Origin of the sequence: Paenibacillus sp. V4I5 (assembly GCF_030817255.1) — a bacterium.
Taxonomy (GTDB): Bacteria; Bacillota; Bacilli; order Paenibacillales; family NBRC-103111; genus Paenibacillus_E.
Window position 1 is genome coordinate 3,616,880 of record NZ_JAUSZB010000002.1, and the last position, 25,454, is coordinate 3,642,333.

Sequence of the window (25,454 nt, forward strand, 5' to 3'; positions counted from 1 at the left end):
TTTTCAATAAAATAAGACTCACCTCTTGCTAGATAAGCAATACACTGGTACCCGTAGTCTGGACACTTTGAAAAAGTGTTCAGACTACGGGTACTTTTTTTGTATATAGAGTAAACGCCGGAGGGGATTACATCATGTCTAAGAAAATCTTTAGCGAAAAAGACTAAATAAGCTTATCGAAGAATAAATACGTGATCAGAATTAGCGATAAAGCAATAACCTATGCGGATGAATTTATGCAGTTGTTCATCGATCAATATATGGCAGGAAGCTCACTAGAGAAAGCTTTGAAGCTAACGGGTAATGTAAACGTAATTGGAATCCAACGTCTAAAAGAGTCTGCCAAGCGTTGGAGAAAAGCGGGAAGAGCTATTAGTTTTCCAGACAATATAAACCTCACATCAAGGTACTTGAGTTCTCTTCTTCTACGGATTGAACCATTCGAATTACAAAAAAGATGGAGTTTAACTGATCTTTATCAAGTCGATAAACACTTCCACTATCAAATAAATATCGATTGCAGTGGCATTTTGTTTCAGTTATAAAACTAAATCAAACCCGCGGACGATATATCTGTAGAGAAATCCCCTTGATGAGGCTACATCTTGAAGTTAACAACATAACAATGGAATCGTAAAGTTAAGTTTTAATCGTTAATTTTTAGATTTAAGGCTTTTCTGGATTAACCATTCATCAATTGTTTCTTTATGAAATAAAATTCTTCTTCTTATCCTAATGTAGGGTATCTGTCCTTCGCGAACTAATGCGTAAATAGAATCAGATGACACACCCAACATTTCCGAAAGTTCACTAACAGAGAGTGTAATCTTCACGACAAAACCTCCCTACAAACAAATTCGAGAACTATTAGAAATTATAATAAAACAAATATCCCATTCAAGACTTTTATAGATAACTTCCATTATTCAATTCAATGATCTTGGTGAATTTTCTTTTTTTCATTTTTGATATATAAGTTATTACTTCTTTAGACTCTGCATTGGTATGTATTAACAAATAGATTACTTTTTTATCTCTCCGAAGTATGGCTGGAGTTACAATAATGTATCGCACATTAGCACTAAAACAATAATTACTAAAATCATAAATTTCATCCGTCTCATATTGAAGTCGCATAGTTTCAATAATACTAAAATCTTTATAATGAATGACTTGGGTATAGATAAATTTATTTTTAATATAATATTTTTGGTCTACATTAACCTTTAAATATTTTCTAGTCTCAGGTACAAACTTCACTTGTTTTTTAAATTCTGTTAAGGTTATAGATTTAACATCATAAAATTCCACAAAATTATCTGTAATTTCACTACTGTAATCCAGTTTTAGTTGCCAATAAGGTACATCCAACAATTTTGCTAGTTGTAATAATTTATCTTCCTTCGAATCATTGATTTTTTGGTAATCGAAAATTATTGTCATCAAACTTTCAGCACAACCCATTAGTTTTGCTAATTCCTTTTTACTATAATGATGAATAGCCGCCAAGAGGCTTCTTCGAACCTTGAATGGAAGAATTAAAAGTAACGCATCTAAAAACTCGATGTCACGTATTAAATACGCGGCTTCCTCCCAATCTTCTATTTTCCAACCATGTGTATTAATAAACTTATCTAATTCAATATAATTATTTATTAATTTGAAATCATAAAATAGTTTTTCATATAAATTATGGTTTTTATTTCTTACCCATGGAATATCACTCCAATGATTGAGCCATAACTCAAAGTCATATCTAGTTTCTTTATCTTCTTCCTGATCCCTCATTAAACATCACCTACTTTAGCGTAGCATAAAGATTCAAACTCATGTTCCGACCACATTTTTTTGTATCAACTTTTTAAAACTGCCATCTTGTTTCAAATAGTTAGATCATATATTCTTAAAAAAGATACAAAACAAAAATATCATACCTCTTCAAAAAAAACAGTGTGTAAAAATAGCATTTTAGTGTGAAGGAGTAAAAATGAATATTAAGCTCAGTAACAACCCAGAGAATTGGAATTCAGAGCTGCAGGATCAAACCATAAGTTGGGATAAACAATTACTCTCATCACTTATTGAGAAAACTAGATTAAGACAAGCAGATTTAATAAAAATTATGGGTGATGATGAAGATCGGGGCATTGCAAGAGGAAGCAAAGCTACTAAACATAAGTATTCAAAGTTACGAGATTATGGTGACTTACTTGGGGTTCCTCCTTGGGTTTTAATGACGGAAAAAGCAGAAAAAGAAATTATGGGGATTGTGGATAAGGAGTTAGAACAAAATATTATACAGTCTTATCGTGTATCTGACCTTGGAGAAGTATTAGAATTTCTAGATAAAAGTACAGAAGAGTTACATGATAATGATATGGAAGAATCAGAGAAGGAACAATTGCCTTTTTTGATTCAAAGCTTGCTCAATATCCTGCAAAAACATGAGAAATGGAATGTAAAATGGGAAACCATTTCTTCAGCTAACTATGACCGTATTAAATTAGATACGGATCATGACTGGATCTGTAATTTATTATTCATTTATGATAATGAAGAAGTATTCCGAGGTACAATCCGTTTTTTCAAGAAACATCTATCAAATAAGAGTTTTGGCTCTGGAAAGAAGAAATATGATGATATCGTAAGTATATGGCTTTTCGCGAAAAAACTTATTTCGAGTGCGAAGAAACCCCGGTTGCTAATTTCTATACTGGATGATATCTCATCCAATTTTTTTTCATGCCATCATCCACATTTAACTTTACATAGTGAAAATGAGGAATCTATCCTATTCAGTTGGAATTCGATATTCACCGAAAAAGTAATTAGAATACCGGAACTTACTTCAAACTTCCGAGAACGTGTAAAGAATATAAACGCTATTTCGGATACAGCAATCTATAATATAAACAAGTATTTTTTTCAGTCAAACGATGCGAATTTTATCAAACCAGAAATAAATCAACCAACTAATCAAATAGTCACAAAGATTTATCAGATAGATCCGAACCTGAAACAGGATCTTAAACTAAACTCACTGACTTTCCTTGTTATACGCGGATATCTTAAACATTACGATAAAATTATTCTCAAAATCGAAAACGAGCTGAATGTTTCTGATGATTTCGTAGCTCATATTTTCATTGATAATTCGATGGTCAAAGTTTGCTGGGAAAAAGACGATGAACTGTATAGTCTAACTTCGCTTACAAAAATAATTTTTGAAATGTATAATATCGATAAGAACCCACGATATGCTACACAATATTGGTATCCGTATGATTCTCAAGATTCAATTTACGAATTAGCAACAGCACGAAAAAAAATTGAAAAAACGAATTTAAATAAGCCCTTGCCCACAACATTGTGAGCAAGGGCTTTTGATTATTCTTAAGCTACATTTTTTTGTATTTAAATCGTATAGATTAAATTTTTTTCTTGATTTTCAACTGGTTTAACTCACAAAAGGATACAAAAAAATGTATTTGCGTTAAATTACCTCTTTGTTGTTCAAATTAGTACCAATATTGAAATAAGGAGGCTTCATTAATGACTCAAACTGATACTTCAAAACAAAAAAATAAACCACAAACACAATTAAATACTGAAATGGGTGCAGACGATTTTTTTCGACAGAATGCTTCTTTTGACGAAAAAAATCTTCAAAATGAGCGTTTATTCTCAACCTTAAATGTCGAACATGATATTAGGACAATTGACCGAAAGAAGGTTGAGAATATGATTGTAACTGCTGATGTACAGTCAATAGAAACACCGCAAGAGTTTATAACTATTGGCAAGAAAGGTATTGTTGAATGGATTTGGAAGAACAAAGTGATGACCGATATTCCATCAACATTCCTAAAGTCCTACCTTCATGGCAAGAAAAAAATAGATGCCATGAACTTCTATCGTCATTATAAACTCGTTTCTGAACTGTCACAACAAGTAGCGATATTTCGACAGATCCCCATCGAAGAGGTTAGCGATGTAGAAATATTTGATGAACCAACTTTGGAATTCTTACAAGAAACTTTTTCTGAAAATATACAGAAAAAAAAATTGGTTACAACTCTTTATAAAAAAGCGCAACAAATTATTCCCCAGGATCATGTATCTATTAATTCCCTCGGTAACAGATCTGATAGAAAAGCTAAATATAAGAACTTGCATCCTAAAGTGATTGAATTTTTAACATGGATGGAACAGGAGGGGAAAGCCGTCGGTACCCAACGCAACTTTTTAAGACATATGAATATGTTACTTCCCTGGCTTTCACAAAATCTGGAGGATCTTAAGTGCTATGTAACACACACAATTCCAATATTAAGAATAAAAGAAATGCACCTTCAAGAATTTCGTTCATATTTGTTAAAAAAGGTGAAACACGGAGAATACGCACGAGTAACCGTAGCTGAATGCTTATATTCCGTGATTCAATTCTTCCAATTTTTAAACAAAAAATATGGATTTCCTAACCCCGCTAGTAAGTTGAAGTCTATTAAAGCACCGCGTTATAAATATAGGGATCTACCTACCAACGAGCAAATCACATACTTTCTAAAAGTGATCAATCAGTACTCTGATCATCCCGCATTAGAACGTGCTGCTTTTCGGTTGATGTTTTCCCTCGGGCTTCGATCCATCGAAGTTGCTCGCTTATCATGGAATGATATCAACTTAGGAATCAAAACCATTCGTATCCATGGCAAAGGGAATCGTTATGATTTCCTGCCTCTCGTGGGACAACTTTATGAAGATCTCAAAATGATAGATCAACAGTCCCAAAACCCTTCAATGTATCTACTTGGAAACAGCATTAATAAGAATTTGAAAAGTCTCCAAGATAACTATAAGTTGTATTGTTTAATTGCTGGGTGGGAGTTTAAGGGCGCGCTTCATTTATTCCGCCATCTATTTATTACCAACCTGTCCAAACAAAACGTCCTCCCTCAGGCCTTGAAAGAATTGTCGCGAGTAGAAAGACTGGATACCGTTAGTCTTTATACGCATATCAATCACCAAAGCACTTGGTTAAATAAGGAGATAAATAAGCTGAACTATACGAAGGAGGTTAACTAAATTATGGCTCTCAAACATGAAGAATGGGATTTTGACTGCCTAGACGGTGAACTAGAATCATTAATGGAGAAACATGGTTTTCTTGAATTTCAACGGGTATTAAGGCGTATGGAGCTCTTAAATGAGGAGGAACAAAAAACAGTAAGAAAAAATGTCCTCCTTAGCGAAGCAATTGCTTTTTATTACAATTGTGATGACTTTAATAAACTGAAACCATCGTCCCAACAAGCATATCGCTATGAAACCAATCTGTATTTGAATCACTGTTGCAAACTGAAAGGAGCAGAGCCTCTCCTAAAGGATGTATCTACGGCCCTTTTTTTGAAAGAGTATTTAGATTCTTTGAAAAAGAAGCCAGCCACAATAAGTAAGAAGAGTGCATTTCTTCGTAGTTTTTTTAAAGCAACTTTCGGAGAGTTTTTTGATCAGAAAATTGATTCGTTGAAAAGTACACTACGTGTTAAAATTGACAAAAATCGTCTGCCCCGTGCATTTACAAGTGAACAAATAGAGGAAATCACCAATTTAGTACGGCTAGGTCATGAACCTCTTCGTTATTTCACGATCTTGTGGGTTTTTTTGGGGACTGGAATTCGATTAAGCGAACTGTGTTCTCTTCAAATTGAGGATGTAAAGCCGCAGTTACAGGAAATATCGGTTCGTGCAAAAGGTAATAAAGAGAACAAAGTTGCACGTAAAATCACTACATTCTCATTGAGTGTGTTATCCAAATATATTAAATTTAGATATGGTTCTTTGCAGAATCAAAATGATTATCGTGAGAGATACATTTTTTCTGATGATAAGGGTATAACACCTCTTCATAAAAGCACAATACAAAAAACGTTTGGAAATATTATAAAAGAGGCACAAACGATCTCAGAGGATGACAAACGGAAGTATCAGCTATCAGTGCACTCACTGCGTCATTCCTTTGCATTATATTTGTTACAGTCCGGCGTAAATATATATGCCATTAAAGATATGCTAGGGCACGAGTGGCTAAGTTCCACAAATGTGTATCTCAAGCTTTTTGACGACATGTTATTGAAGGCTATTAATCAACATCCTCTCGGCAATTTGAATCCAAATGACTTCTTCTAATGGAGGCGAAAAAATGGAAAGAATTTTGCTAAATTCGAAGTATTTCCAAACATGGTTTAAACACGTCGAATTAACATCTAAACAGCATGTTATTCAAGAATTGAAGAAATTCGATGAATTCTTGCATGTTATGGGGTATGAAGGCGAACTCGATTTCAACCGTTTTCATGGCAGCCTGCGTCGTTCAAATGTGTTTTTACCTATTCAAGAAAAATTCATTGACAAGTTTGTTGAGTATCTTAAAACAGAAAAAAATTCTTCGAAATACGTACTATATAACGCAATCACCTCTTTGAAGAATTTTTTCCGATTTCTTTATGAGATGGAGCTGATCGAAACAAACCCTATGGAAAACTATAGAAATCCGTTTTATCATCGACCAGTAAAAAACACCGCTTTGTCCATAGATGAATGTCTTGCCTTGCTTTATGCAGCCATGAAGAAGGATCCATTCTTCCGGCAAGATTTCATATTGGTTTGGTTTATGCTTGTAACAGGTGTTAGAAATTCAGAAGTAAGACTTCTTCCGTATGAGAACATCAATTTAAGTACAAGAATGGTTATCCTCAATCGAGGACAGAAAGGTACAGCACGTTCTACAGGTATTACGGAAGCATTAGCCGTTGAATTGCAACGTTATATTGGGCACCCCCTATATGAGTCCTGGACTAAAAATAATGAAAACCCAACTTTATTCTTCCATAAGAATAAGCCCTTGTCGGCTATTCAACTGCGACAAAAAATAAAACAATTATGCATCGAAGCTGGATTATCACGTACAGTTACCCCTCATGATCTTAGACGTACAGCTGGATACCTGATGCAAACAAGCGGCATGCATATCGTTGAAATTCAACGGCAACTTGGTCATAAAATACTGTCCACAACATTGAGATACGTTCCACCTCTTGGCGAGTTAGCAAGAATTTTGATGGATACAGAAATTAAATGAAAAAAGGTAGCACAATAATATTATCAAGGGGGCTGCCCAAAAGTAGTTCGCCCAGGTGAAATTTGGTGTCAAAAATTGAAAAAGCGGTGCAAGGGAGGTTATCCTTGCACCGCCTTTTCTGGCTTTGGTCAATTGCCGCCTTCTTGAGCAAATTGTGGGCGAGTGAAAGCCACCCGACCTCTAAGCTCACTTTCGGCAAGCCTCGAAGTAGAATACGACTGAATCCTCGATTGTTCTTCATTTGACCGAATACACTCTCCAGTTCAATCATTCTTCGAACCGACAGCGCGTATCCTTCCTTGCTTCTGAGCCTTTTCACGCGCTTGCTGCTTGTAACGCAAGTACTTCATACTCACGCTGATTTCGCGACCTGTAGCTTTTGTATAGGCTTCTCTGAGCGGACAACCTTCGCAGCCTTCACTTCGCTAGTGTCGCTTCAGTATTTCATATCCGCTTTCCATTGTTTCCTTACTTTCATAGCGAAACAGCAGTCTATGTCCAGCCGTACATGTCCATGTATCAGCCTCGTCTTACTACCATTTGTCCAGCTTAACGATATCTTGCTGCCACTTTTTCGACTTTTCCGTGTGGTACGTGTTGTATTTCACCAATGCTTCAAGTTGCTCTTCTTCCAAGTACACGTAATTCTCTTCCCCAACCGTATCCTGCGTCCGCGATTACAGTATGGGGCAGTTTTCCGAGAGCGGCCTTGACCTTCTCCAAATGAGATTTAAGGCAGCAAGTATCTGCTGGACGTTTATGTAAACTGTAGCCGATAATAAATTGATTTTCCGTTCCGATTTGCACATTGTAACTAGGCTTGAGTTGACCGTTACGCATGTGCTCTTCATTCATCCACATGAATGTAGCTTCGGGATCGGTCTTACTAAAACTGTTCCGATCTGCCAGAATCTCTTGCTTGATCTCGTATTTTTTACGTGAGGGATCAAATCTTTACGCAGCGCACATACCGCTTTATTTCAAAGATTTATTCTTGGCCTGCGATTGCAGTTTTGCTTCCAATTGCTGAGCGACAGCATATCTAGCTTTTCAGTGGTTAGAGCAGACATTTCACCGAGCTCAGAAAGGTCTTGGTCTGCTCCCTTGCGTTGTTCTTGCTTCTCGGCCTCTTCGATGGTTGCAAACAGCATCTGTACTTTCTCTTGCAATTTCGCCTTCTGTTTCACGACTGCCTTGCCCCAAACAAATGTGTACCGATTGGCGTTTGCTTTGATCTTCGTGCTGTCAACGAAGTAATGTTCGAGTTTCACATACTTTTCCTCGGCAATAAATTAAAGTACGCCCGTAAGTCGGTCTCCATCACATCTTTCATCCGTTCGGAACGAAAGCGATTGATAGTACGGAAGTCTGGGCGTTGTCTGCCGGCAATCCATACGAACAAGACATCTAATTATAAAATAATTCCCTGACAGCAATTTGTCAGGGATCACTCGTTCTTATTTAAGTTTACTACAAATATATGATGCAATTAAAGTGACTACGTTTTGTTTGTAGTACAAGTTCCAGCGCATGCCCGCCGGCAAAGACGGCATACCTTATACTGATGATATTCAGCTTTTTGTTTCAATGTCATATATCGATCAATATTTCGTTCGTCTGCATACTCGGGTAAAAGAACTCCGAAGTAATCACCCGGGAAAAAGTTTCGATACAGTGTTTCCCCTTTGATAACATCCGTTATCATTAGATTAGATTGTATTTGAAGATTTGATCCCATGTTCCCATGTTCCACCTTCCTGTTATTCAATACGTAACCCATAGCATATATCATGAATAAAAGTCTTTACTTTTACGTTTTTCACTTGACCAAAAGCTTGAATATTTAGCACCAAATCATGGTCAATCCAAAAATTAACTGTTACTCTTTCGACTAAATGTTTATCTAATTTTTCAGATATTGGAATACTAAGTAATTCTTTGACTACTTGCTGATTTCCATTACGTTTTTCCGTAATAACAAGAAATCCTTCACCTCCACGGTTATCCGTAATAAAGAATGTAACTTCTTTTTTGGTTCCGCCAGATATTAATAAAGTACCTTTCTCAAACACGGTATAATACGAATTGTCGGATAGTTGAATACAAATAGGATGGACCAAATATGGTTTCCATTCATTTTTTGCAATGATGGACGCACCTTCAGCAATGATAGTGTTCGAGTTTTCAACTTCGTACGTCCTTGAGCCAAATAGCTTCTCAATTTCTTGAACAACGAATGGCACTTTAGAAGTTCCACCAATTAACAACGCCAGCCCTATTTGATCATAGCTTAACCCAGCTTGTTCTAAAGTAAGATCAATTTCACGTAAAGCTTCAGATACTGTGGGATCGATCAAATGTCTGAACTCATTTCTTTTCATATCTTCTTGTAAATGAAAAACTTCTCCGTCAAACTCAAAAAAATAAGGTACACTAAAGGATACTTCTTCACTATCTGATAATTCGATTTTGTTTGATTCGGAGCGCTCCATCAAACGGTCTTTGATTCGAGGTTGTATCTGGACAGCCAATGGATTTAAACCCATGTTTGAGATGAATTTATCAGTTATACGATTTTCAATGAGCTTATCAAAATAGTCCCCTGCTTTATTTGAAATACCACCTGTACCCATTTCAAATAATTTCCCTTCTTCATATCGTACAACTGTTATATCTAATGTCCCGCCACCCCAGTCAAATACCAAGATGTTTTTCCCCTCGAGCTTATGCGAGTTCTGATTTTCTTCTCCAAATAAATATCCAACAATTCCCGCAAAAGGTTCATGAACAAATGTTTTCACATGGATACCTGCCATTTGAGCTGCTCTACGAATATCCGCTCTTTGCAGGCCATCAAATTTAACCGGTACTGTTACTACTGCTTCATCTAACATTCCACCTGCTGGTAAATTTTTCTCTGTATGCTGTTTTAAATGATAAAAAATTTTAGAAGCAACCTCATAAGCAGGTATTGCTTCTCCAAGAACCACAAGCTCATCATCATGACCTAGTTTACTCTTAATTGAAGTTATAAAGGAATGCCCTGCCTGATCTATATATTTATTGTAATTTCTTTTGGCTTCACGACCTACTACAACATCTTCCCCGTTGTACCAAACTATTGATGGATGAGGAAGATCTTCGTATAGCATTGGTTGGATCTCTTTATTATACAAATCATAAACAGCTACTACAGAGTTCGTTGTTCCGAAATCAATACCGAATACGTTTTTTCGCACTTCACTCACTCAGCCTTCTCTAATATTTTCTTGATATTTCCAATAAAATATTCTAGGAATTTCTTGTTATCTTCATCTTTTGAATTACTTAGCACCTCTTGCATCTCACTAAGTTCAAAAGCAATTTTACTCTTCATCTTAGACAATGTACCTGATTTCTCATTATTGAGTCGGACCTCTAAAAATTGTTCCTTTTGTTGGTTACGAATCAATTCCGATTGTAATTGGGAATCGATCTCTTTCATTTTTCGATCCTTTTCATTCATTAATATACTTAATTCAGATACTCGTTGTTTTTGGTCATAAAGTTCCATCTGAGTTTTGGTTTGAAGTTGCCTTACATCCGTCAATTGTTCGTGCAGTATATCTATTTGCTTGTTTAGTTCATTCTTATTTTGAGTATGAATGGAAGCTTGACCTTCGTATGTGCGAATAAGACTTAGAATTTCCTGAATGGGACCAATTTCCGATTTTGATTCGAGTAATTCTTTCATTAGTTTTGCACTATTTTTTTGATGCTCTCCCGTATCCGCTAACTGTCTCTTACCTTTATTTGCAGGTAATTTCCCTTCTTTAGCTGCATGATAGCACTTAGAAACAAAATGCATTAACTGCACACAAGCATTCGAAAAGTACGGTGCATAAACAGGATCAATGAGCTGCGCTAACACATTTCGGGAAAAAATAAACAGATCATCCGATTTTGGAGGCTCAATAGAATATAGAGAGAAATAGAAATTTTCAAGCCAATCATAAAATTTTTGACCCATGTGATCGTTAATAAGATCCTCATTAAAAGATAATCGTTGATTTGTATCCAGTGCATCCGTAATATCTTGAATATATCTTTGAGTTGTACCTTTAGTTATAGTAAATACTTTAAAATCGATAAGTAGTCGAGATTTCTCTTCTAATGTAAGGCGTTTAAGCATCCCTTTTAATCTTAAAGTGTCATCATTAGTTATTTGAAATACATACGGACTAACTAATAAAGCGTAAACTTGTTTAACCTTAAGATATGAATTTTGTTTTAGTAGCTCATCCAATTTATCAAAAAGTTGAGAAGAAGTATTAATTATTATTTTTTCTTGTTGTTTACTCTCTTTTTGTATGTTCTTTGATTGTTTTTTCTCTTGTTTCTTTCTCCCTTCTTGTGCAATCACTTGTAGTTTAGTTTCTTCTTCTAAACTCACCAGTTGTTTTTTTTCTTCTCGCTTCCCCTCTTCTCCAACAATCAATTGCTTTTCTTTCTCTTCTTGCTTGTCCTCTTCTTCTACAATCACTTGCTGCTTTTTCTCTTCTTGTTTGCGCTCTTCTTCTACGGTCACTTGCTGTTTTTTCTCATCTTGCTTAGCCTTTTCTTGTGTAATCATTTGTGGTTTATTTATATTATCTTGATGTTTATTCCATTGCTGTTTATTTACTTGTTGTTTATTACCTGGTTGCTTATTCCACATTTGATTATTGACATCTTTTTTAATTTCTTGCTGTTGTTTATACCCTTTATTATTACTTTTTTGCTGTTTATTCTCTTGCTGTTGTTTATTCTTTTTTGATTGATCTAACTTTGTATCTTCCGCTCCGTTTTTATTAGAGTCTATATTTATTTGGCTAATTCTTATAGCTCCTTCAACTCGCGGCGGATTAATCGATGAACTTCCATTCTCGCTCATAAAGCTCCCCCTACATCTTCATTTTTATTAAATCTACTTCTTTTGAGAAAATAGGATGATAACTCATCGAACCATATGCCATGACTGCTCTTTTATTATCTCCTATCAGCTGGTAATAGCGACCTTCCAGAAGCTCAAGTTTTTCTTTGTTAGTTACACTTTTTTTGTTGTATACACCTCGAATAGCACTCAATTTCTTGCCTAGTTCTTCCGCTTCTTTAGCGAATAATAAAATAACCGCTTCATGATACAAAAAGTGAAAATCGTCGACATAGACACCATAAAGAGGGCCTGCAAATGATCCCCTAGCAAAGTTCCTCGTTGCATTATCCTCGTAATAGTTATTCAGAAAATAACCTAGCTGATAAAAGATTGATTGTTCAGGCAGGTTCCTCAAACGACTAAACCAATTTAACTTGAAAGATAATGTAGTTTTAACCGTATGAGCCAGGATAGTCGGAAATGGAGCAAGTTGGGTATAGGCGCGTTCAAGAAACTTTAACGACTGCTTATTACTAGGATCTTGCTCCTCCATATGGATACCAAATAAGTAATCAAACAAGCCTGACATATACTGCAGCTCATATGGAATTTTTGCTCAAATGTTGGAATGCATTTCGAAATGATGACCATAAAAACTTATCACGACTTCTTAAATACGTATCTTGATATTCAAAAAACAAATATTCCATTTGTTCATATTGCAAACTAGAATTATGTGTTTGAACAATGGAAAATATCATATTTTGCCTCCCCTGACCCAGAGTAATCTCGATTACATCTGAAATAACAGGAAGCTTTTGAGACGGATAAAGGAGAAAAGGCTCATCACTTTTTGCAATAAATGAACCTTTTGTTTCACCATTTTTCCAGCTACCTTCAATATATTGCAATCCAACATAGTGAATTTCGATTCGATTTATCGGTTCGTTGATAAATGAATCTTTTGTTATTACTTTGCCGTTTACTTTAACGTAAGCCTGGTAATGCCGGTGATTACGAAACATATGGTCTTGTACTTCAAACTCGCTAGCACATGCTGCACTACATATAGGACAATAATGCAATCGAGAGATTATTTGAGTGCCATTCCACTCCCAATTTTTATCAGAATAAATGCCTATCCTTTCAAAATTATCCTCTATTGTATCCATAAATATGCCCAAAACAAATTCCTCCTAGGAAATTACTTAAGCCAATCATCGATAATTAAAAGAAGCTCCTTGCCACCAATAGTTTCCTGATTACTTTCCGGATAAAGTTGTAAAAACAGCCCTTGTTGTGCCTCTTCGATAACATTTTTTTGTTCATCGCCCGGATAAATACATACTACTTGTTTTATTGGATTACGTGTATATCTACCATTTTTGTCTACATATCCAATGGCCCAATATTTACCCATTTGGATCATTGCTTCTGTATTCCCCATCTCATTGTATATGTTTTGAAATGGACGATATTTCACCTCTAAGATTATCGAACTCACATACTTCCCTGTACTCTCGTAATGATCCAATCTTACATCTGGCTTACGTTTAACTTCGCTACTGTAAAAATTCGTATTTTTTTGTTTAGCGCTTGTTGCATGAGATTCTATTAATTCATCATATGTAACTTTAATATGACTAAAATTTTTACTTAATAGAACATAAGCACCTTCTTCTAGTCCTTCCAAAGTTACCAACTTATCAATTTTAGAATAAATTGAATCTTCAATAATACAATATCCAATATCCATTAATGTTTCGATTGTCTTAAAAAAAACATAGTATTCATATAATACAGGAGTAGGACGCATTACAGGAACTGCATGTTTATTAAAATCACGAGGCTTGCTTCTCCATTCTTTTGATTCCAACCAAATTCTATCAATAGCCTTATATCCCCAATTTGAACCAGCTGTAAACTTCTTAGAGAGTCGACTTTTTACTCGACTCCAAAACGAAGATTGAATCACTTTTTGAAGGGATACTTGATGTTTAGTATATTGTTCTTCTAACTGTTGAAGCGATCGGATTCGGCCATCAAATTTCAATTTATCTGACTGTTTTATTTTTAGAGTAGTCAGTAAATTGTCTTTATCTTGCCTAGCGACAGTCTTTTGTTTTTCAATTTGGATCAATCTCTCTTTTAGCTCAGTAACCTCATGTGATAATCGGTCCTGAACAAATTCATAGCTTGCATATACACCACGAAGTGAAGTCATTGCCTGTTGCATCTGAAGTAGCATTTGTTGTAAGCGCCACTTTACAATTTGATTAACTGCTGTATCATCCTCTGGCTCCATTCGCCGATTGAGGTAATGGGTATTCTTATAAATCACCCCCCGGGAACTATGCGCCCATTGGATACTTCGTAATGTTTGTCGTCTCGGTTGAGTTTCTACAATATAGATCTCTCTTAATGATTGTTCATGATCATTTTCAATATAACTAATTGCACTTAGTAGCTGCTTCTCATACTTTTTATACCAAGTGAAATACTGCCAATAAACAATTTGTTCAAGTTCAGTATCGTCCCCACCGTTACGTTTGGATGCAGTATAATCATGCATAAGTCCTTGAACATGCTCATTAATAAGCTCGTGTATATACTGGAGGCCTTCTTCTGAAACGTTTTTAGGCGAAATTTGATAGGAACCGAAATAAGAGCGACTATCTATTCTAACTTCATACTGATAGTTACCACATCTCCAAGGATAATCTTTACCTTCACCACATTTGTAAACTACCGATTGGGGAGTAGAAGATGTAAGTACACAGGGCTCGTAGTTACTTTCTTCATCCATTAGTAATATGTTCTCCCAAATAAGTTCCACTTGTAGCATTGGGTCTGACGTTACAAGCTCGACAATGATATTTTGATGTTCTGTAATGAGCACTTTATTTCTTATCTCGTAAGTTCCGTTAACAAAGTTAAGAAGGGGAACTTTATAATAATTCGCACCTTCACCAACACAAACATTTAGAGAAAATCTCTCATCGATAATATTAGTTTGTATATCCATGTGCCATCAGCTCTTTTGCTTTTTGTTTGATTGTCTCAATCGAATGCTTAAAGTTTGAAACCTGCTGAGCCTCAGCTGACTGGAGTACATTTACTATCTCTCCTGCTTGATACTGATCTCCCAAATAACTCCCCACCAGTCCACTAAGAACGGTTTCAGAACCAGAAATTTTTGTTAATATTCTCTGCTTAAGTTGTAAATCAAATGCTGTCTCTCGGGGTATTATTGCCTTCCCATTATTCTGTATAGGTATGTTAGCCACAAATTTTGCAATATTCCGAGCGACACGGAAGGATATTCCTCTTTGTGGATCATGTATCTGCATTAAGTCATGAATCATATCCAAAAGATCAATCTCAGGCAAAGTTAGATGTTCAAGTTCACCTTGCTTTGTTATGATCCATTCCTCTCGGAAGGTAAGAGTATCGATCGTAAATGGTTGTATGGGAATAGTTATATCGTTTATCACTTGACGTTCACGAACTTCTTTAAATGAAAGCTTTCGCGGCACAATAATATTAGCTCGATCCAATAGACGATCTGAGAAGCTTTTTGTCGTTTCATCAAAATTGACTGTTCCAACAAAGATTATATTGTCTCCAACATGAACAGAAGACTTGTATTTTTCATTTACACAATAGCTACTTGAGTTATACAAAGAAAGTTCTCGTTTATTACTTTCTACTTCAAGTAAGGAAATGAATGGACTAAACCAGTGTTCCACTTGGGATAAGTTCATTTCATCAAAAATGACCATGTATATATCATTCGGATTTTTACTTGCTTCGATTAAGAGACTTACTAGCCCCGTCTCACTCTCATGATATACACCATTTGTCGTGTTTAAATAGCCTAGAATATCATTTGGTTCATGGTAAGCTGGTGATATTGGTATCATAATCATATTCTTCCCTAATGTAAGTCCTAGCGTTTCCCCAAATAATCGTGCTAGCTGTGACTTCCCAGTTCCTGTCATCCCTCCTATTATAGTTAGAAGATTTGTTTTGGTACTTATATGAAAATTGTACAAATCGTTAGAGTCATAGTATAAACCTCGTGTTTGTGCATTCTGCTCTAGTTGTTCCAAAAAAAATATTTCATTTTCATGAAAACCATATTCTTTAACTGATTGTTCCACATGATTTTTTAAAGGCTTTACTTCCTCAATAGGAGTTGAATTTTTAGATTTACTTAAAGCTTGTTCCTTCTCAGTCTGAAAAACGTCCCATAGATTACGTCCCTCTTCTTCTAATTCATCTCGCAAATCAAGTATCTGCCTTCCATCAGCAATAAGTAAATTACTATCGATCCGTGAATCTATATTCTCAAAAAAAGTATGTGATACTTGAATCCGTCGAACCGCTTCAGGATTACTAACATAATATGTCGTTGGTACATTTGCATGTTTAAAACTAATATTCGAGTACAGATAGCCGTCAAAATATATAAATTCAGGATCTTGAAATATGTTTGGATAAAGATCCAAAGAAATAGGTTGACCTTCAATAATCCTTTTTTCTAAATCCTCCCTTGATTGATTCATAGGAAGATTTGGTTGAGGAATAAGATAGTAACTTTCCTTGGGTTCAATATTTTCAATTTTTACAATATCTAAATAAACATACATGTTCATTTGGCTTAAGCTGAACATAACAATTTTATTTTCAAGTATTTCACCTAATCGCTTCTTTCGATCAATTGGAAGTAGTCGCTCAAAATTAGGAATTAGTGATTTAATTTTTTGCATATTAACATGACTTCGTGTGCTACCACGAAAGATTTTATTATGATATAAGAAGTATTTCGATAAATCGTCAGGTAAATCCGACAAACATCTAATATTAAATATAATAAATTCATTAGATTCATCTTGAAACATTACGGGTGATTCGATTAAGGTATTAGCTAGTTCATCCTCTGTTACAAGTCTTCCTACAAATACAGCTTTTTTTAATTTAGCTTCTGTCATCTTATCTATTTCTTGTATGAGTTTCATATTCCATTTCTCCTTCGATGTAATATATTATTTTTCTAATCAATTTTGTAGTATCTCCACTAACAATTCGATATACTGCTTGATGTTTTCGAAGTGTATCCTCAAATTTGAAAGAATCTTTAGTAGGACATCCTTCTAAATCTACAAACCAAAGAATATTATTCTTCAGTTCTCCATAGCTCAGCAATAATTTATTAAAATCCTCATCATTTTGTATATAATGAATATGTTCTAAAGGAACATATTTTTCGAAGCCGCGAGATTTCTGAAAGGTAACAATCCTAATATTATCATCATTAATTAAAGTCTCATTAACCATACTAATATTCTTATTCTTTTCAAAATGAATTACCTGTTGGCTTTTTTGTTCGATCTCTAGTTTCAATTCTTTGTTTATATCTTCAAATATTTTTAGCTGATTAGATATGTTTTGAAGATCTTTAATCTCTTTTTGGAATTCCTCTTCCTGTTTATCCCATCCGCTCTTATCTTTATCTCGTTGTTCACTAATCTTTTGAATCGTTTTTTCATTTTTAGTTAATAAAATTCGCAAGTTATTTACTTCGTTTGATTGCTCCATAATAAGTTTGATCGCATCATAATGAACTAAGCCTAGAAGGGCTAATTTACTTTCTACATCCCACATTTGCCATTGATTTACAGTCGTTGATGCAAGAAGCAAATACTTTCCTGTTTCATTAATAATGTTTAGATTTCCAATCAAAAAATCAAGTAGAACTCTTTTACCAGATTGAAACTCCTCAAATAAATCCTTTTCGTTTTCATATAGATCATGGAACGCTATTTTCATTTTATTGAGAAGCTCTTCATCGAAGTGAGGACTAAATACCATTTCAGCTGCTTTTGAAAATGCTGGTTTTTTAACTATGCCTTCAAAAGGATCAATATTTTTATTGATATTTTCGCTAATCATCGATTGATGAGCTAAAAAAAACTCAGGTTCATGTTCCGCTAAAACAACAAATTTACCTGCGTTGGGAACTTGATCTAAAGTCATTTTCCAGATCATCTCTGTTGTATCTTTTACATCTTTATACTTAGAGAGATAAGGTGAATAAAACGTTCTAATAAATTTTTCAAAATCAGTCATTACATTCAGCTTTTCAATTGTTTTTTTACGTAGTATCTGCTTAGGTGCCTTACTAAGTGTCTTTGGTCCAAAACCATCTATTTTTGGTTTTAATATTTGTGCTATGTTGAATAATTCTTGATCCGTAAACGTTCCAAATATAATTTGACAGTATTTCTTTAACACAACAATTAATGACGACTCGGTTTCTAGAAGTTCTACGGTTTGATCAGGCTTCTCTTTTTGTTTTGTTCTCATCTAGGACTCCTTACTTGATTTTACTATATGCTATTTAAAGGAATTTACTTCTATAGAATCTACATGTTAGGGTATTTTTCCTATACATACAAAATTCGACATTGATTAGATTGTTCCTTCATTAAAGTTTATCTTGATACGATTATAGACCAGTTAACTCAATTGATTTCAGTATATATTGCTCCTTTTGGTTGTGTTATTTCGAAATATATCTTATTCAATTGACACACGGTTACCAGCAACATACGTTCTAATTGTACAATTAATATAGAACTATCTTTAAAGTAAGTATACCTTCAATAAATTCATCAGCAATTAATAAAAAAATAACCCCGCAAGGCTTGCGGGGCTAATAATATAATATTCATTTTTTGTCTACCTGAAGCAAAGACACAGTTTTTACTGAATACGTATCTTTAATCTTTTCCTCAGAAATAACATTCAGTTTAAGCAAACTCGTAATCTTGGACGAATCCGATTTAGAAAGCATCCGCCATACTCCCGCATCGGGGAGTGCTTCATAGAGCTTGTTGTCGTCATATTCCTTTCGATCTTGAAGAATGATTTTCGCCTTGTGACGACCGATCTCAAGCTCAGTAACGTTTTGCTCTGATAGATAAGTTATAATATCATTACGCAACTCTGTCAATTCTTGCTCTATCTCTTTTTGCTTTTGTTTTAGTTGATAGTATCGTTTCAATTTCTTGTCCATTAGTTCACGCTCCTCTATGTTACATATATATGCTGAGAGTGTCATTTTAGGACAAGCTTACATGAATTAACTTACAATAATATTGATTTTATAATTTTTGAACATCCATACTTTCAGGATCTATACAATATACTTGCGCTTCCAGCTCATTCATAAGCTTTTTTAGCGCTTGCCTTTCGCCGTTTCGAAGTTCTATCATCTCCTGGTGCTGCCTTGAGCCCTTAACAATCATTATCGCTTTTTGTATACTCTTTGTGGTAAAGTGTTCAAATTCATGATAGCTTTCTAAAAACTTAGACTTCGACAAAACTTGGTAATACGTTGCTATTTCAAGTATGCCTCTTAATATGTTTTCTTTGTTTTCCTTAATCTTTAATTCAATAAGAAAAATTTTATCATCTTTCACAGAGATTAAGTCGATCTTGCCTAACCCTTTATCTTGTTTACTATTTTTAAGTGGGATCTGATAATCCAATATCTTTCCAATATGCTCAAAATCTTTGCCGTTTTTGCTTAAATTAAAAAGGTCTATGGCAAATCTTTCTTCCCCTCGGTTGGAGGCTATTTCGGAGTAATTAGTAGTAACTTCCCCATTATGTGTTGCGATCCGGTATCCTCTTGCTCTGACAACTTCAGGTATGCTATTCAGCCTATTTTTTATTTGTAGCCGTAATAATTCGCAGGAAATTACCTCCGTAAATAATTCCTTGGTATCGCCGGTTTTGCCAATATAATTTAAGTGCCCACTTTTATACATTTGATTTATATTTTCGACCTGAAATCCAATTTCTTTAATAATCTCACTCTTTTTGTACATATGTCTTTCCCCTTGTGTGGAGCGACCTCTCTCCTGTGTGCTGATGTATTGGGTCATTTCATCCAGTTGCACCAGCAACTTTTGGGCTTTGCCTTGGATAGTTATATCAAACCCGATTAATTCGTTAGATACTTCCATGTTAATATATGCGATTCTTCCTGAAGTAAGATGAGGTAACTGATTTGCTGGAGCAACTTGAAGACTAGTACCAATGACAATAACGAGCTCCGCGGTTTTAAACCACTCCATAGCTTGGGCCAATGCAACTTCAGGAAGTCTTTCACCGAAAAGGACAATGTTTGGTCTTAATTTCCCCTGACAGACCATGCAACTCTCTTTGGATAAGAATCTAGAGACTTCCGCCTCACGGCCACATTGATTGCATCTAATGGAGCGGAGATTTCCATGAAGTTCTGAAACATGTCTATTCCCTGCAGCCATATGAAATCCGTCAACATTTTGTGTTGCAATACCATGAAGTAAGCCTTCCTTTTCCCACTTGGAAAGAACTTGGTGACCAATATGGGGAGAATATTGTTCAACAGTCTCTATTCGGTACGTATAAAATTCTCTGAATAGCTCGTAGTTGTCCTCTAGTGTCTCTATGTTTGCAACTAGATGGGGATCGATTTTTCTCCACCAACCATCTTTGGATCGAAAATCTGGAAGTCCAGATTCCGTACTCATCCCTGCCCCGCTAAGCACAACAGTATAGTTGGAAGAATACAACCTTTGAGCCAGTTCGAATAAAGGATATTGCTCTAAACATAATCTCTGCCAATGATGAAGGTTTCTATTACTAACTGATACAGAATCCTCTAGAACTTGTTTATAGATAAGCCATGCGAAATCCGAGTGTACTTCCACTGGATACAGTTTACTCCAATTCTGTCCCAATCTTTTTAAGGCTTCCTTTATGTCCGATTCAATTAGTTTAGATTTCTGATTTAACAAAGCTAGAAGATCGCTATCCTCATCATCATCATTAATTAATTCAGCCAGTGCGTGTTCCTGAGTCTCATGATAAAATATCCATTTCTCATCATTAGTCCTCTCTCCCAAAAGTGTAAGACTCCCACCTTCTGCTCCAACCTTTAGGATCGTCTCCATTCAACCACCTCCAATATTAAGTGCGGCCATGATACTAAATATTGTTATATTTTTTCTCGACCTCAAAAAAGCCCCAAGTAATCATTTGATTGCTTGAGGCTTCATCATGAACTTCATCTCATATCATTGAAAGTTAACTTACACAGAAATTGGTATAACTATGCCCCTCTTTGGATTTCTTCACTTCCAAAATAGCCGGAATTGCTTGCTTCAATTCTTGAACATGCGAGATAACTCCGATCATTCGACCAGATTGCTGCAAATCGATCAACGTTTCAATCGCTTTGTTCAACGATTCCTCGTCAAGAGAGCCGAAGCCCTCATCAATAAACATGGTTTCTAGTGAAATGCCGCCTTCATAGGATTGAATAACATCCGCCATCCCAAGCGCCAAGCAGAGTGAGGCGTTAAACTTTTCACCGCCTGACAAGGTCTTTACGTCCCTCAATTGACCGGTATAATTGTCATAGACATCAAACCCGAGACCGCTCTGCTTGCCCCGCTTCTCCAGACGTTCACTTCGAATCAGATAATATTGCCCGTTCGACATAAGCTGAAGACGCTGATTCGCTGTGTGAATGATCTTTTCAAGAAATTCAATTTGCAGATATCGCTCAAAAGACATCTTTTTAACGTTATCCCCTTTTACGACATCATACAAATCTTTGACAAGCTGAAACTGCCGTTCGGCCTCATTGCAATTTTCCTCAGCTTCAAGAATATTCACTCTGCTTTCGCTTCCTTTATCAAAGTTATTCTGGACCTTGATACATAGGTTCCGAATAGTCTCGATCTGAAGCTCCAATTCATTTAGTTCTTGTTTCAGATTGGCCAGATCCAGACGTTCTTTACCCTCCAGCTTCGCAGACAACTCTTTGATTTGATGACTCAATGTTGTTAGGGACGTATGGTAATCATCAATTTGTTTTTTTAGAGCCGCCCGTACCGCATCGTTCATCTTCGCATTTTTATAGGCTTCTTCATTCTCAAATCCAGCTTGCTCCAATGCCTCGATAAAGTTTTGGCGTGCCTTCTCCTTATTGTCCATTGCCTCTTTCTCTTGACCCTGTGCATTGTCGCGGCCAGCCACTGCTTTCACGTTTCTTTCGTTCCCATCCTGATATTGCCTCTGTGCATTCTTCCATTCTCTATCCAATTGTTTCTTATATTCTTCTATTACGCTGATCTGTTGTTTCAACTTCTCAAGATCTCTTACATCTTCGGGAATAACCGATATCGATTGTTCGAAAAGCGCTGTCTCCGTTGCATAGGCCGTTTTCTTGCCGTTAAGTTGGCTGGTCGATTCTTCCTTTTGATAGCGATCCTTTTCCAGCTTTATATCCAGTAGATCTAACTCCTGCTTGAGCTTTATAAGCGTAGAATGATCATCCTTTAACCGCTTTACCTCTTTAGCTAGCTCTTTTCCATCTTCCACCAATGTCTGGTAAATTTCTTGAATTCCTTCAATGGAAAATTCCTGATCAACCACTTGTCGCTGCTTTTCTTGTATCTGGTGTCCTGTTGCTTCGAGCGTTGCCTTCGCTTGGTGATATTTCTTTTCTAGTGCGGACTTCTCTACTCTCAATCGGTCAATCTCTTCTTTTGATGGGATGTCATCTGTCATCGCTGCCTTCTTCGGATGATCGACACCTCCGCACACTGGGCAAGAATCACCATCGTGCAATTGACTAGCAAGTACACCGGCCTGCCCTTCAAACCAGCGATTCTCTAGTTGTGTATAAGACTTATCTCCTTTCTCGAATGCCTCTCTATGCTGTGTTTCTTCCAACTGTTCTTCTTCAGACTTTTTCACTAGTCTAAAATAATCTTGAAGTAGTACAGCCTGTTGCCTTTGAAGGTTAAGCTTTTCTGTTAACTCCGCCAACTGGCCATCTTTCCCTTCCAGCTCTTTAACATGAGCCGCTTTCGACACACGTTCGGATTGCTTGCTAACGAGTTCCGCCTCAACATCCTGTAATTGCTTTGAAAAAGCCGCGACATCTGTCTCCAGTTCTTTCACCAACTTCTGTTTCCTATCCATGTCCATTACGGTCGGCAAAAAGCCTTGCAGCCGCTCTAAATCGCGCACCGTCTGCTCTCTTATCTCCGCTTTGCTTTCTTCTATCTCATAATGTACCTTAGCTTGATGCAAAGCCGTCTCTGCTTGCAGATATTCGGAAAGGGCTCCCTCAAGAATCTTCGTCTTACGAGTGAGCTCTTCCAACATCTCATTCTCATGTCGTTCGTAAACTTGGAGATGGACGGCTTGTTCAGCCAGAGTAAACTGCCTCGTTTTCTCCTTAAATTCCTGCTCTTGACTCACTAGCTGTTGTTGGATAGCAACTTTTTGGTCCAGGAGTTCAAATTGTTCATTCACACTGAGTGCCTGATGAAAAATCGCCGTTTTCTCTTGAAATTTCACCGTTTCAACTTGCTGTGAATCTCTTAATTGCTTGATTTGCTCACTATAATAGTCCAACTCTTTATCCAACGCCTCAAGGACTTGGTAAGTATTATAATGCTCCTGCCCAAAAACGTTATAAAGGTCAGAGCCTTCGCGCCCAGCTAAGGAGGACATGACATTATTAATATGTATGATCCGAACGCTCTCATGAGCCTCGCAAATCCGCTGTACTTGCTTCCGTTTTTCATTTAAGTGATCAGCCACAGTTTTATATAAGCTAGTCTTAAAAATACGTCGAAGAATCTCCTCTTTGTTTTCGGTCTCAGAGGTCAACAACTTCCGAAACTCCCCTTGCGGCAGCATAACAATCTGGCTGAACTGCTCTTTCGTGAGACCGAGGATTTCCTGGAGCTTCTGATCAACCTGAGATACAATAAACCGGTCCGTTAGAGGCTTTTCCGCTCCATTAGCCACTCCATACAGCTCATACCTATCACCAGATGTGCCTTTGTTACCAGCCTTAATATGCGCCAACTGCCTGAAGACACGGTATACGCGACCTTTCAACTCGAATTCAAAATCTACCGAAGTGTATATATGATCATCAGCAAAATGACTGCGGAGCATCTTGCTATCGTTGCGGTCTTCCCCACTTGCTTCACCATACAAAGCAAAACAAATAGCGTCAAAAATAGAAGTCTTCCCAGCTCCCGTATTTCCTGACACGACAAACAAACGGTTGCCCTTTAGCTCGGAGAAATCAATGACTTCTTGATCCTTATACGGCCCGAATGCCGTCATCGTTAGCTTCAACGGTCTCATGGCGCTCACCTTCTTCCTTACTGATCTCCTGCAGTGTTTCAATAAACAACTTTTCTGTTTCCTGCGAAAGCTCCGTCCCTCTCACTTCTTTATAAAATGCTTTAAATAACGAAAGATCGTCCATCTTAGCCCGCCCGTCGATTGCGGTAGATTCACCCGTCAACTTGGGTATTAACGACTTCCGTTCAACGTGCATGGCATTCGGATAAACCGACCGAACCCGTTCCATTGGTGACAGTACTGGTGCTTCGTCAAGTAAACGAACAAATACGTAGTCTTCATTAATCGAATGCCGCTCTATGTCAGCCATAAGTCCTTCCACAGTTCGCATGTCACGGATTGGAGTCAGTTCTCTTTTCTCGATTGTGACCTTTCCATGTTGATCTAACTCCACAACTAAATAGCCTTTTTTATGATGTTCCTCCGAAATGGAATATTTGAGCGGAGAGCCCGCATATCTAACCACCTCGTTTCCAACGTTGTGCGCCTGATGTAAATGTCCGAGAGCCGTATAGGCGAATCCGTCAAATAGTTTGGCGCTTACATGCTCAGCCCCGCCGATAGATAGCGGCCGTTCCGAGTCGCTAGTATTGTCCAGTGCTTCTCCCCCAGGTGTAACAAAAGCATGACCAACAATCACGTGTCGTGCATTGGGATCCATGGTTGACTTAATGGTTTCTGTTAATTTCACCATAGCGTCATTATGCGTTTTGATCTCGTCATCACTTAGCAAATGTCGAACCTTCCCTGGTTCGGCATAAGGGATCAGATGAAAATGAACTTCACCGTGCTCATCATGTAAAACAACTGGTTCAAATGGATATGTAAGTTCACCTGCGATATGGAACCCAGCTGATTTCATGATGCTGCTTGCGAAGTCGAGGCGGCTGGGACTGTCGTGATTACCCGCGAGAGCCAATACAGGAATTTGTAATTTAAGAACGATAGTTTCTAGTACATTGTCAAGCAATTGTACCGCTTCGGTAGGTGGGACCGCGCGGTCGTATAGATCACCGGCAATAATGACGGCATCCGGCTTCTCCTTTTCTATGTCTTTAATGAATTGATTGAGAACGTATTGCTGGTCTTCTGTCATGTAAACGCCTTGAACTAATTTTCCTAGGTGCCAGTCGGCTGTGTGGAAAAATTTCATTTTTCACATCAATCCCCTCTCGAAAAAATAAT

General features: G+C 36.6%; 18 protein-coding genes and 1 pseudogene. 5 read left to right on the forward strand and 14 right to left on the reverse strand.

Going from position 1 to position 25,454, the window contains the following annotated elements; translation table 11 throughout:
• Positions 1 to 191 precede the first annotated feature (191 nt).
• On the forward strand, positions 192 to 545 hold the full coding sequence (locus QFZ78_RS18340; RefSeq protein WP_307549713.1) for a hypothetical protein: 354 nt from the start codon (positions 192 to 194) through the stop codon (positions 543 to 545).
• A gap of 108 nt (positions 546 to 653) precedes the next feature.
• Here the strand turns inward: QFZ78_RS18340 and QFZ78_RS18345 are convergent, their stop codons facing one another.
• Together QFZ78_RS18345 and QFZ78_RS18350 are read right to left on the reverse strand one after the other, a co-directional pair.
• Positions 654 to 833, reverse strand: a complete 180-nt coding sequence (locus QFZ78_RS18345; RefSeq protein WP_307549715.1) for a helix-turn-helix domain-containing protein — start codon at positions 831 to 833, stop codon at positions 654 to 656.
• A 73-nt stretch (positions 834 to 906) separates the two neighbouring features.
• Positions 907 to 1,788 (reverse strand): hypothetical protein, encoded by an 882-nt coding sequence (locus QFZ78_RS18350; protein ID WP_307549716.1) that lies wholly within the window; start codon positions 1,786 to 1,788, stop codon positions 907 to 909.
• A 199-nt stretch (positions 1,789 to 1,987) separates the two neighbouring features.
• On the opposite strand from QFZ78_RS18350, the gene QFZ78_RS18355 reads away from it, so the two are divergent.
• The 4 genes from QFZ78_RS18355 (at position 1,988) to QFZ78_RS18370 (ending at position 7,141) form a co-directional block, all read left to right on the forward strand.
• The gene (locus QFZ78_RS18355; protein WP_307549718.1) at positions 1,988 to 3,373 is read left to right on the forward strand and encodes a hypothetical protein; all 1,386 of its coding nucleotides are present in this window, start codon (positions 1,988 to 1,990) and stop codon (positions 3,371 to 3,373) included.
• A 179-nt stretch (positions 3,374 to 3,552) separates the two neighbouring features.
• On the forward strand, positions 3,553 to 5,085 hold the full coding sequence (locus QFZ78_RS18360; protein WP_307549719.1) for a tyrosine-type recombinase/integrase: 1,533 nt from the start codon (positions 3,553 to 3,555) through the stop codon (positions 5,083 to 5,085).
• A gap of 3 nt (positions 5,086 to 5,088) precedes the next feature.
• A complete protein-coding gene (locus tag QFZ78_RS18365) occupies positions 5,089 to 6,189 on the forward strand; it encodes a tyrosine-type recombinase/integrase (RefSeq protein WP_307549721.1) in 1,101 nt (366 codons plus the stop codon).
• A 13-nt stretch (positions 6,190 to 6,202) separates the two neighbouring features.
• Positions 6,203 to 7,141: a tyrosine-type recombinase/integrase gene (locus tag QFZ78_RS18370; protein ID WP_307549723.1), complete on the forward strand. Its 939-nt coding sequence runs from the start codon at positions 6,203 to 6,205 to the stop codon at positions 7,139 to 7,141.
• A 124-nt stretch (positions 7,142 to 7,265) separates the two neighbouring features.
• Here QFZ78_RS18370 and QFZ78_RS38775 read toward each other — a convergent pair.
• The 12 genes and pseudogenes from QFZ78_RS38775 to QFZ78_RS18435 form a co-directional block, all read right to left on the reverse strand.
• Positions 7,266 to 8,549, reverse strand: a pseudogene (locus QFZ78_RS38775) (IS1182 family transposase); the annotation flags it as partial.
• A gap of 352 nt (positions 8,550 to 8,901) precedes the next feature.
• Positions 8,902 to 10,389: an Hsp70 family protein gene (locus tag QFZ78_RS18385; protein ID WP_307549727.1), complete on the reverse strand. Its 1,488-nt coding sequence runs from the start codon at positions 10,387 to 10,389 to the stop codon at positions 8,902 to 8,904.
• Positions 10,386 to 12,053, reverse strand: a complete 1,668-nt coding sequence (locus QFZ78_RS18390; protein WP_307549729.1) for a hypothetical protein — start codon at positions 12,051 to 12,053, stop codon at positions 10,386 to 10,388. The genes QFZ78_RS18385 and QFZ78_RS18390 overlap by 4 nt, the downstream gene beginning before the upstream one ends.
• 10 nt (positions 12,054 to 12,063) lie before the next feature.
• Positions 12,064 to 12,624: a hypothetical protein gene (locus QFZ78_RS18395; protein ID WP_307549731.1), complete on the reverse strand. Its 561-nt coding sequence runs from the start codon at positions 12,622 to 12,624 to the stop codon at positions 12,064 to 12,066.
• A 10-nt stretch (positions 12,625 to 12,634) separates the two neighbouring features.
• Complete coding sequence (locus tag QFZ78_RS18400; protein ID WP_307549733.1) at positions 12,635 to 13,219, reverse strand: hypothetical protein; 585 nt, start codon at positions 13,217 to 13,219, stop codon at positions 12,635 to 12,637.
• 20 nt (positions 13,220 to 13,239) lie between these two features.
• Positions 13,240 to 15,060: a hypothetical protein gene (locus tag QFZ78_RS18405; protein ID WP_307549735.1), complete on the reverse strand. Its 1,821-nt coding sequence runs from the start codon at positions 15,058 to 15,060 to the stop codon at positions 13,240 to 13,242.
• Positions 15,044 to 17,056, reverse strand: a complete 2,013-nt coding sequence (locus QFZ78_RS18410; protein WP_307549737.1) for an McrB family protein — start codon at positions 17,054 to 17,056, stop codon at positions 15,044 to 15,046. Before QFZ78_RS18410 ends, QFZ78_RS18405 begins: the two co-directional genes overlap by 17 nt.
• A complete protein-coding gene (locus tag QFZ78_RS18415; protein ID WP_307549739.1) occupies positions 17,031 to 18,404 on the reverse strand; it encodes a kinetochore Spc7 family protein in 1,374 nt (457 codons plus the stop codon). Before QFZ78_RS18415 ends, QFZ78_RS18410 begins: the two co-directional genes overlap by 26 nt.
• A gap of 364 nt (positions 18,405 to 18,768) precedes the next feature.
• Entirely contained in the window at positions 18,769 to 19,116 is a 348-nt protein-coding gene (locus tag QFZ78_RS18420; RefSeq protein WP_307549741.1) for a hypothetical protein, read from the reverse strand.
• Between the two features lie 88 nt (positions 19,117 to 19,204).
• A complete protein-coding gene (locus tag QFZ78_RS18425; protein WP_307549743.1) occupies positions 19,205 to 21,043 on the reverse strand; it encodes an SIR2 family NAD-dependent protein deacylase in 1,839 nt (612 codons plus the stop codon).
• A 133-nt stretch (positions 21,044 to 21,176) separates the two neighbouring features.
• Positions 21,177 to 24,269: an AAA family ATPase gene (locus QFZ78_RS18430; RefSeq protein ID WP_307549745.1), complete on the reverse strand. Its 3,093-nt coding sequence runs from the start codon at positions 24,267 to 24,269 to the stop codon at positions 21,177 to 21,179.
• Positions 24,226 to 25,422: an exonuclease SbcCD subunit D gene (locus QFZ78_RS18435; protein ID WP_307549747.1), complete on the reverse strand. Its 1,197-nt coding sequence runs from the start codon at positions 25,420 to 25,422 to the stop codon at positions 24,226 to 24,228. The genes QFZ78_RS18430 and QFZ78_RS18435 overlap by 44 nt, the downstream gene beginning before the upstream one ends.
• Between the last annotated feature and the right edge of the window lie 32 nt (positions 25,423 to 25,454).

Excerpts from the sequence above, each read along its gene's own strand:
- QFZ78_RS18350 (WP_307549716.1), bottom strand. The coding sequence starts at position 1,788 with ATGAGGGATCAGGAAGAAGATAAAGAAACTAGATATGACTTTGAGTTA.
- QFZ78_RS18355 (WP_307549718.1), top strand. The coding sequence starts at position 1,988 with ATGAATATTAAGCTCAGTAACAACCCAGAGAATTGGAATTCAGAGCTG.
- QFZ78_RS18360 (WP_307549719.1), top strand. The coding sequence starts at position 3,553 with ATGACTCAAACTGATACTTCAAAACAAAAAAATAAACCACAAACACAA.
- QFZ78_RS18365 (WP_307549721.1), top strand. The coding sequence starts at position 5,089 with ATGGCTCTCAAACATGAAGAATGGGATTTTGACTGCCTAGACGGTGAA.
- QFZ78_RS18370 (WP_307549723.1), top strand. The coding sequence starts at position 6,203 with ATGGAAAGAATTTTGCTAAATTCGAAGTATTTCCAAACATGGTTTAAA.
- QFZ78_RS18390 (WP_307549729.1), bottom strand. The coding sequence starts at position 12,053 with ATGAGCGAGAATGGAAGTTCATCGATTAATCCGCCGCGAGTTGAAGGA.
- QFZ78_RS18395 (WP_307549731.1), bottom strand. The coding sequence starts at position 12,624 with ATGTCAGGCTTGTTTGATTACTTATTTGGTATCCATATGGAGGAGCAA.
- QFZ78_RS18405 (WP_307549735.1), bottom strand. The coding sequence starts at position 15,060 with ATGGATATACAAACTAATATTATCGATGAGAGATTTTCTCTAAATGTT.
- QFZ78_RS18410 (WP_307549737.1), bottom strand. The coding sequence starts at position 17,056 with ATGAAACTCATACAAGAAATAGATAAGATGACAGAAGCTAAATTAAAA.
- QFZ78_RS18415 (WP_307549739.1), bottom strand. The coding sequence starts at position 18,404 with ATGAGAACAAAACAAAAAGAGAAGCCTGATCAAACCGTAGAACTTCTA.
- QFZ78_RS18420 (WP_307549741.1), bottom strand. The coding sequence starts at position 19,116 with ATGGACAAGAAATTGAAACGATACTATCAACTAAAACAAAAGCAAAAA.
- QFZ78_RS18425 (WP_307549743.1), bottom strand. The coding sequence starts at position 21,043 with ATGGAGACGATCCTAAAGGTTGGAGCAGAAGGTGGGAGTCTTACACTT.
- QFZ78_RS18430 (WP_307549745.1), bottom strand. The coding sequence starts at position 24,269 with ATGAGACCGTTGAAGCTAACGATGACGGCATTCGGGCCGTATAAGGAT.
- QFZ78_RS18435 (WP_307549747.1), bottom strand. The coding sequence starts at position 25,422 with ATGAAATTTTTCCACACAGCCGACTGGCACCTAGGAAAATTAGTTCAA.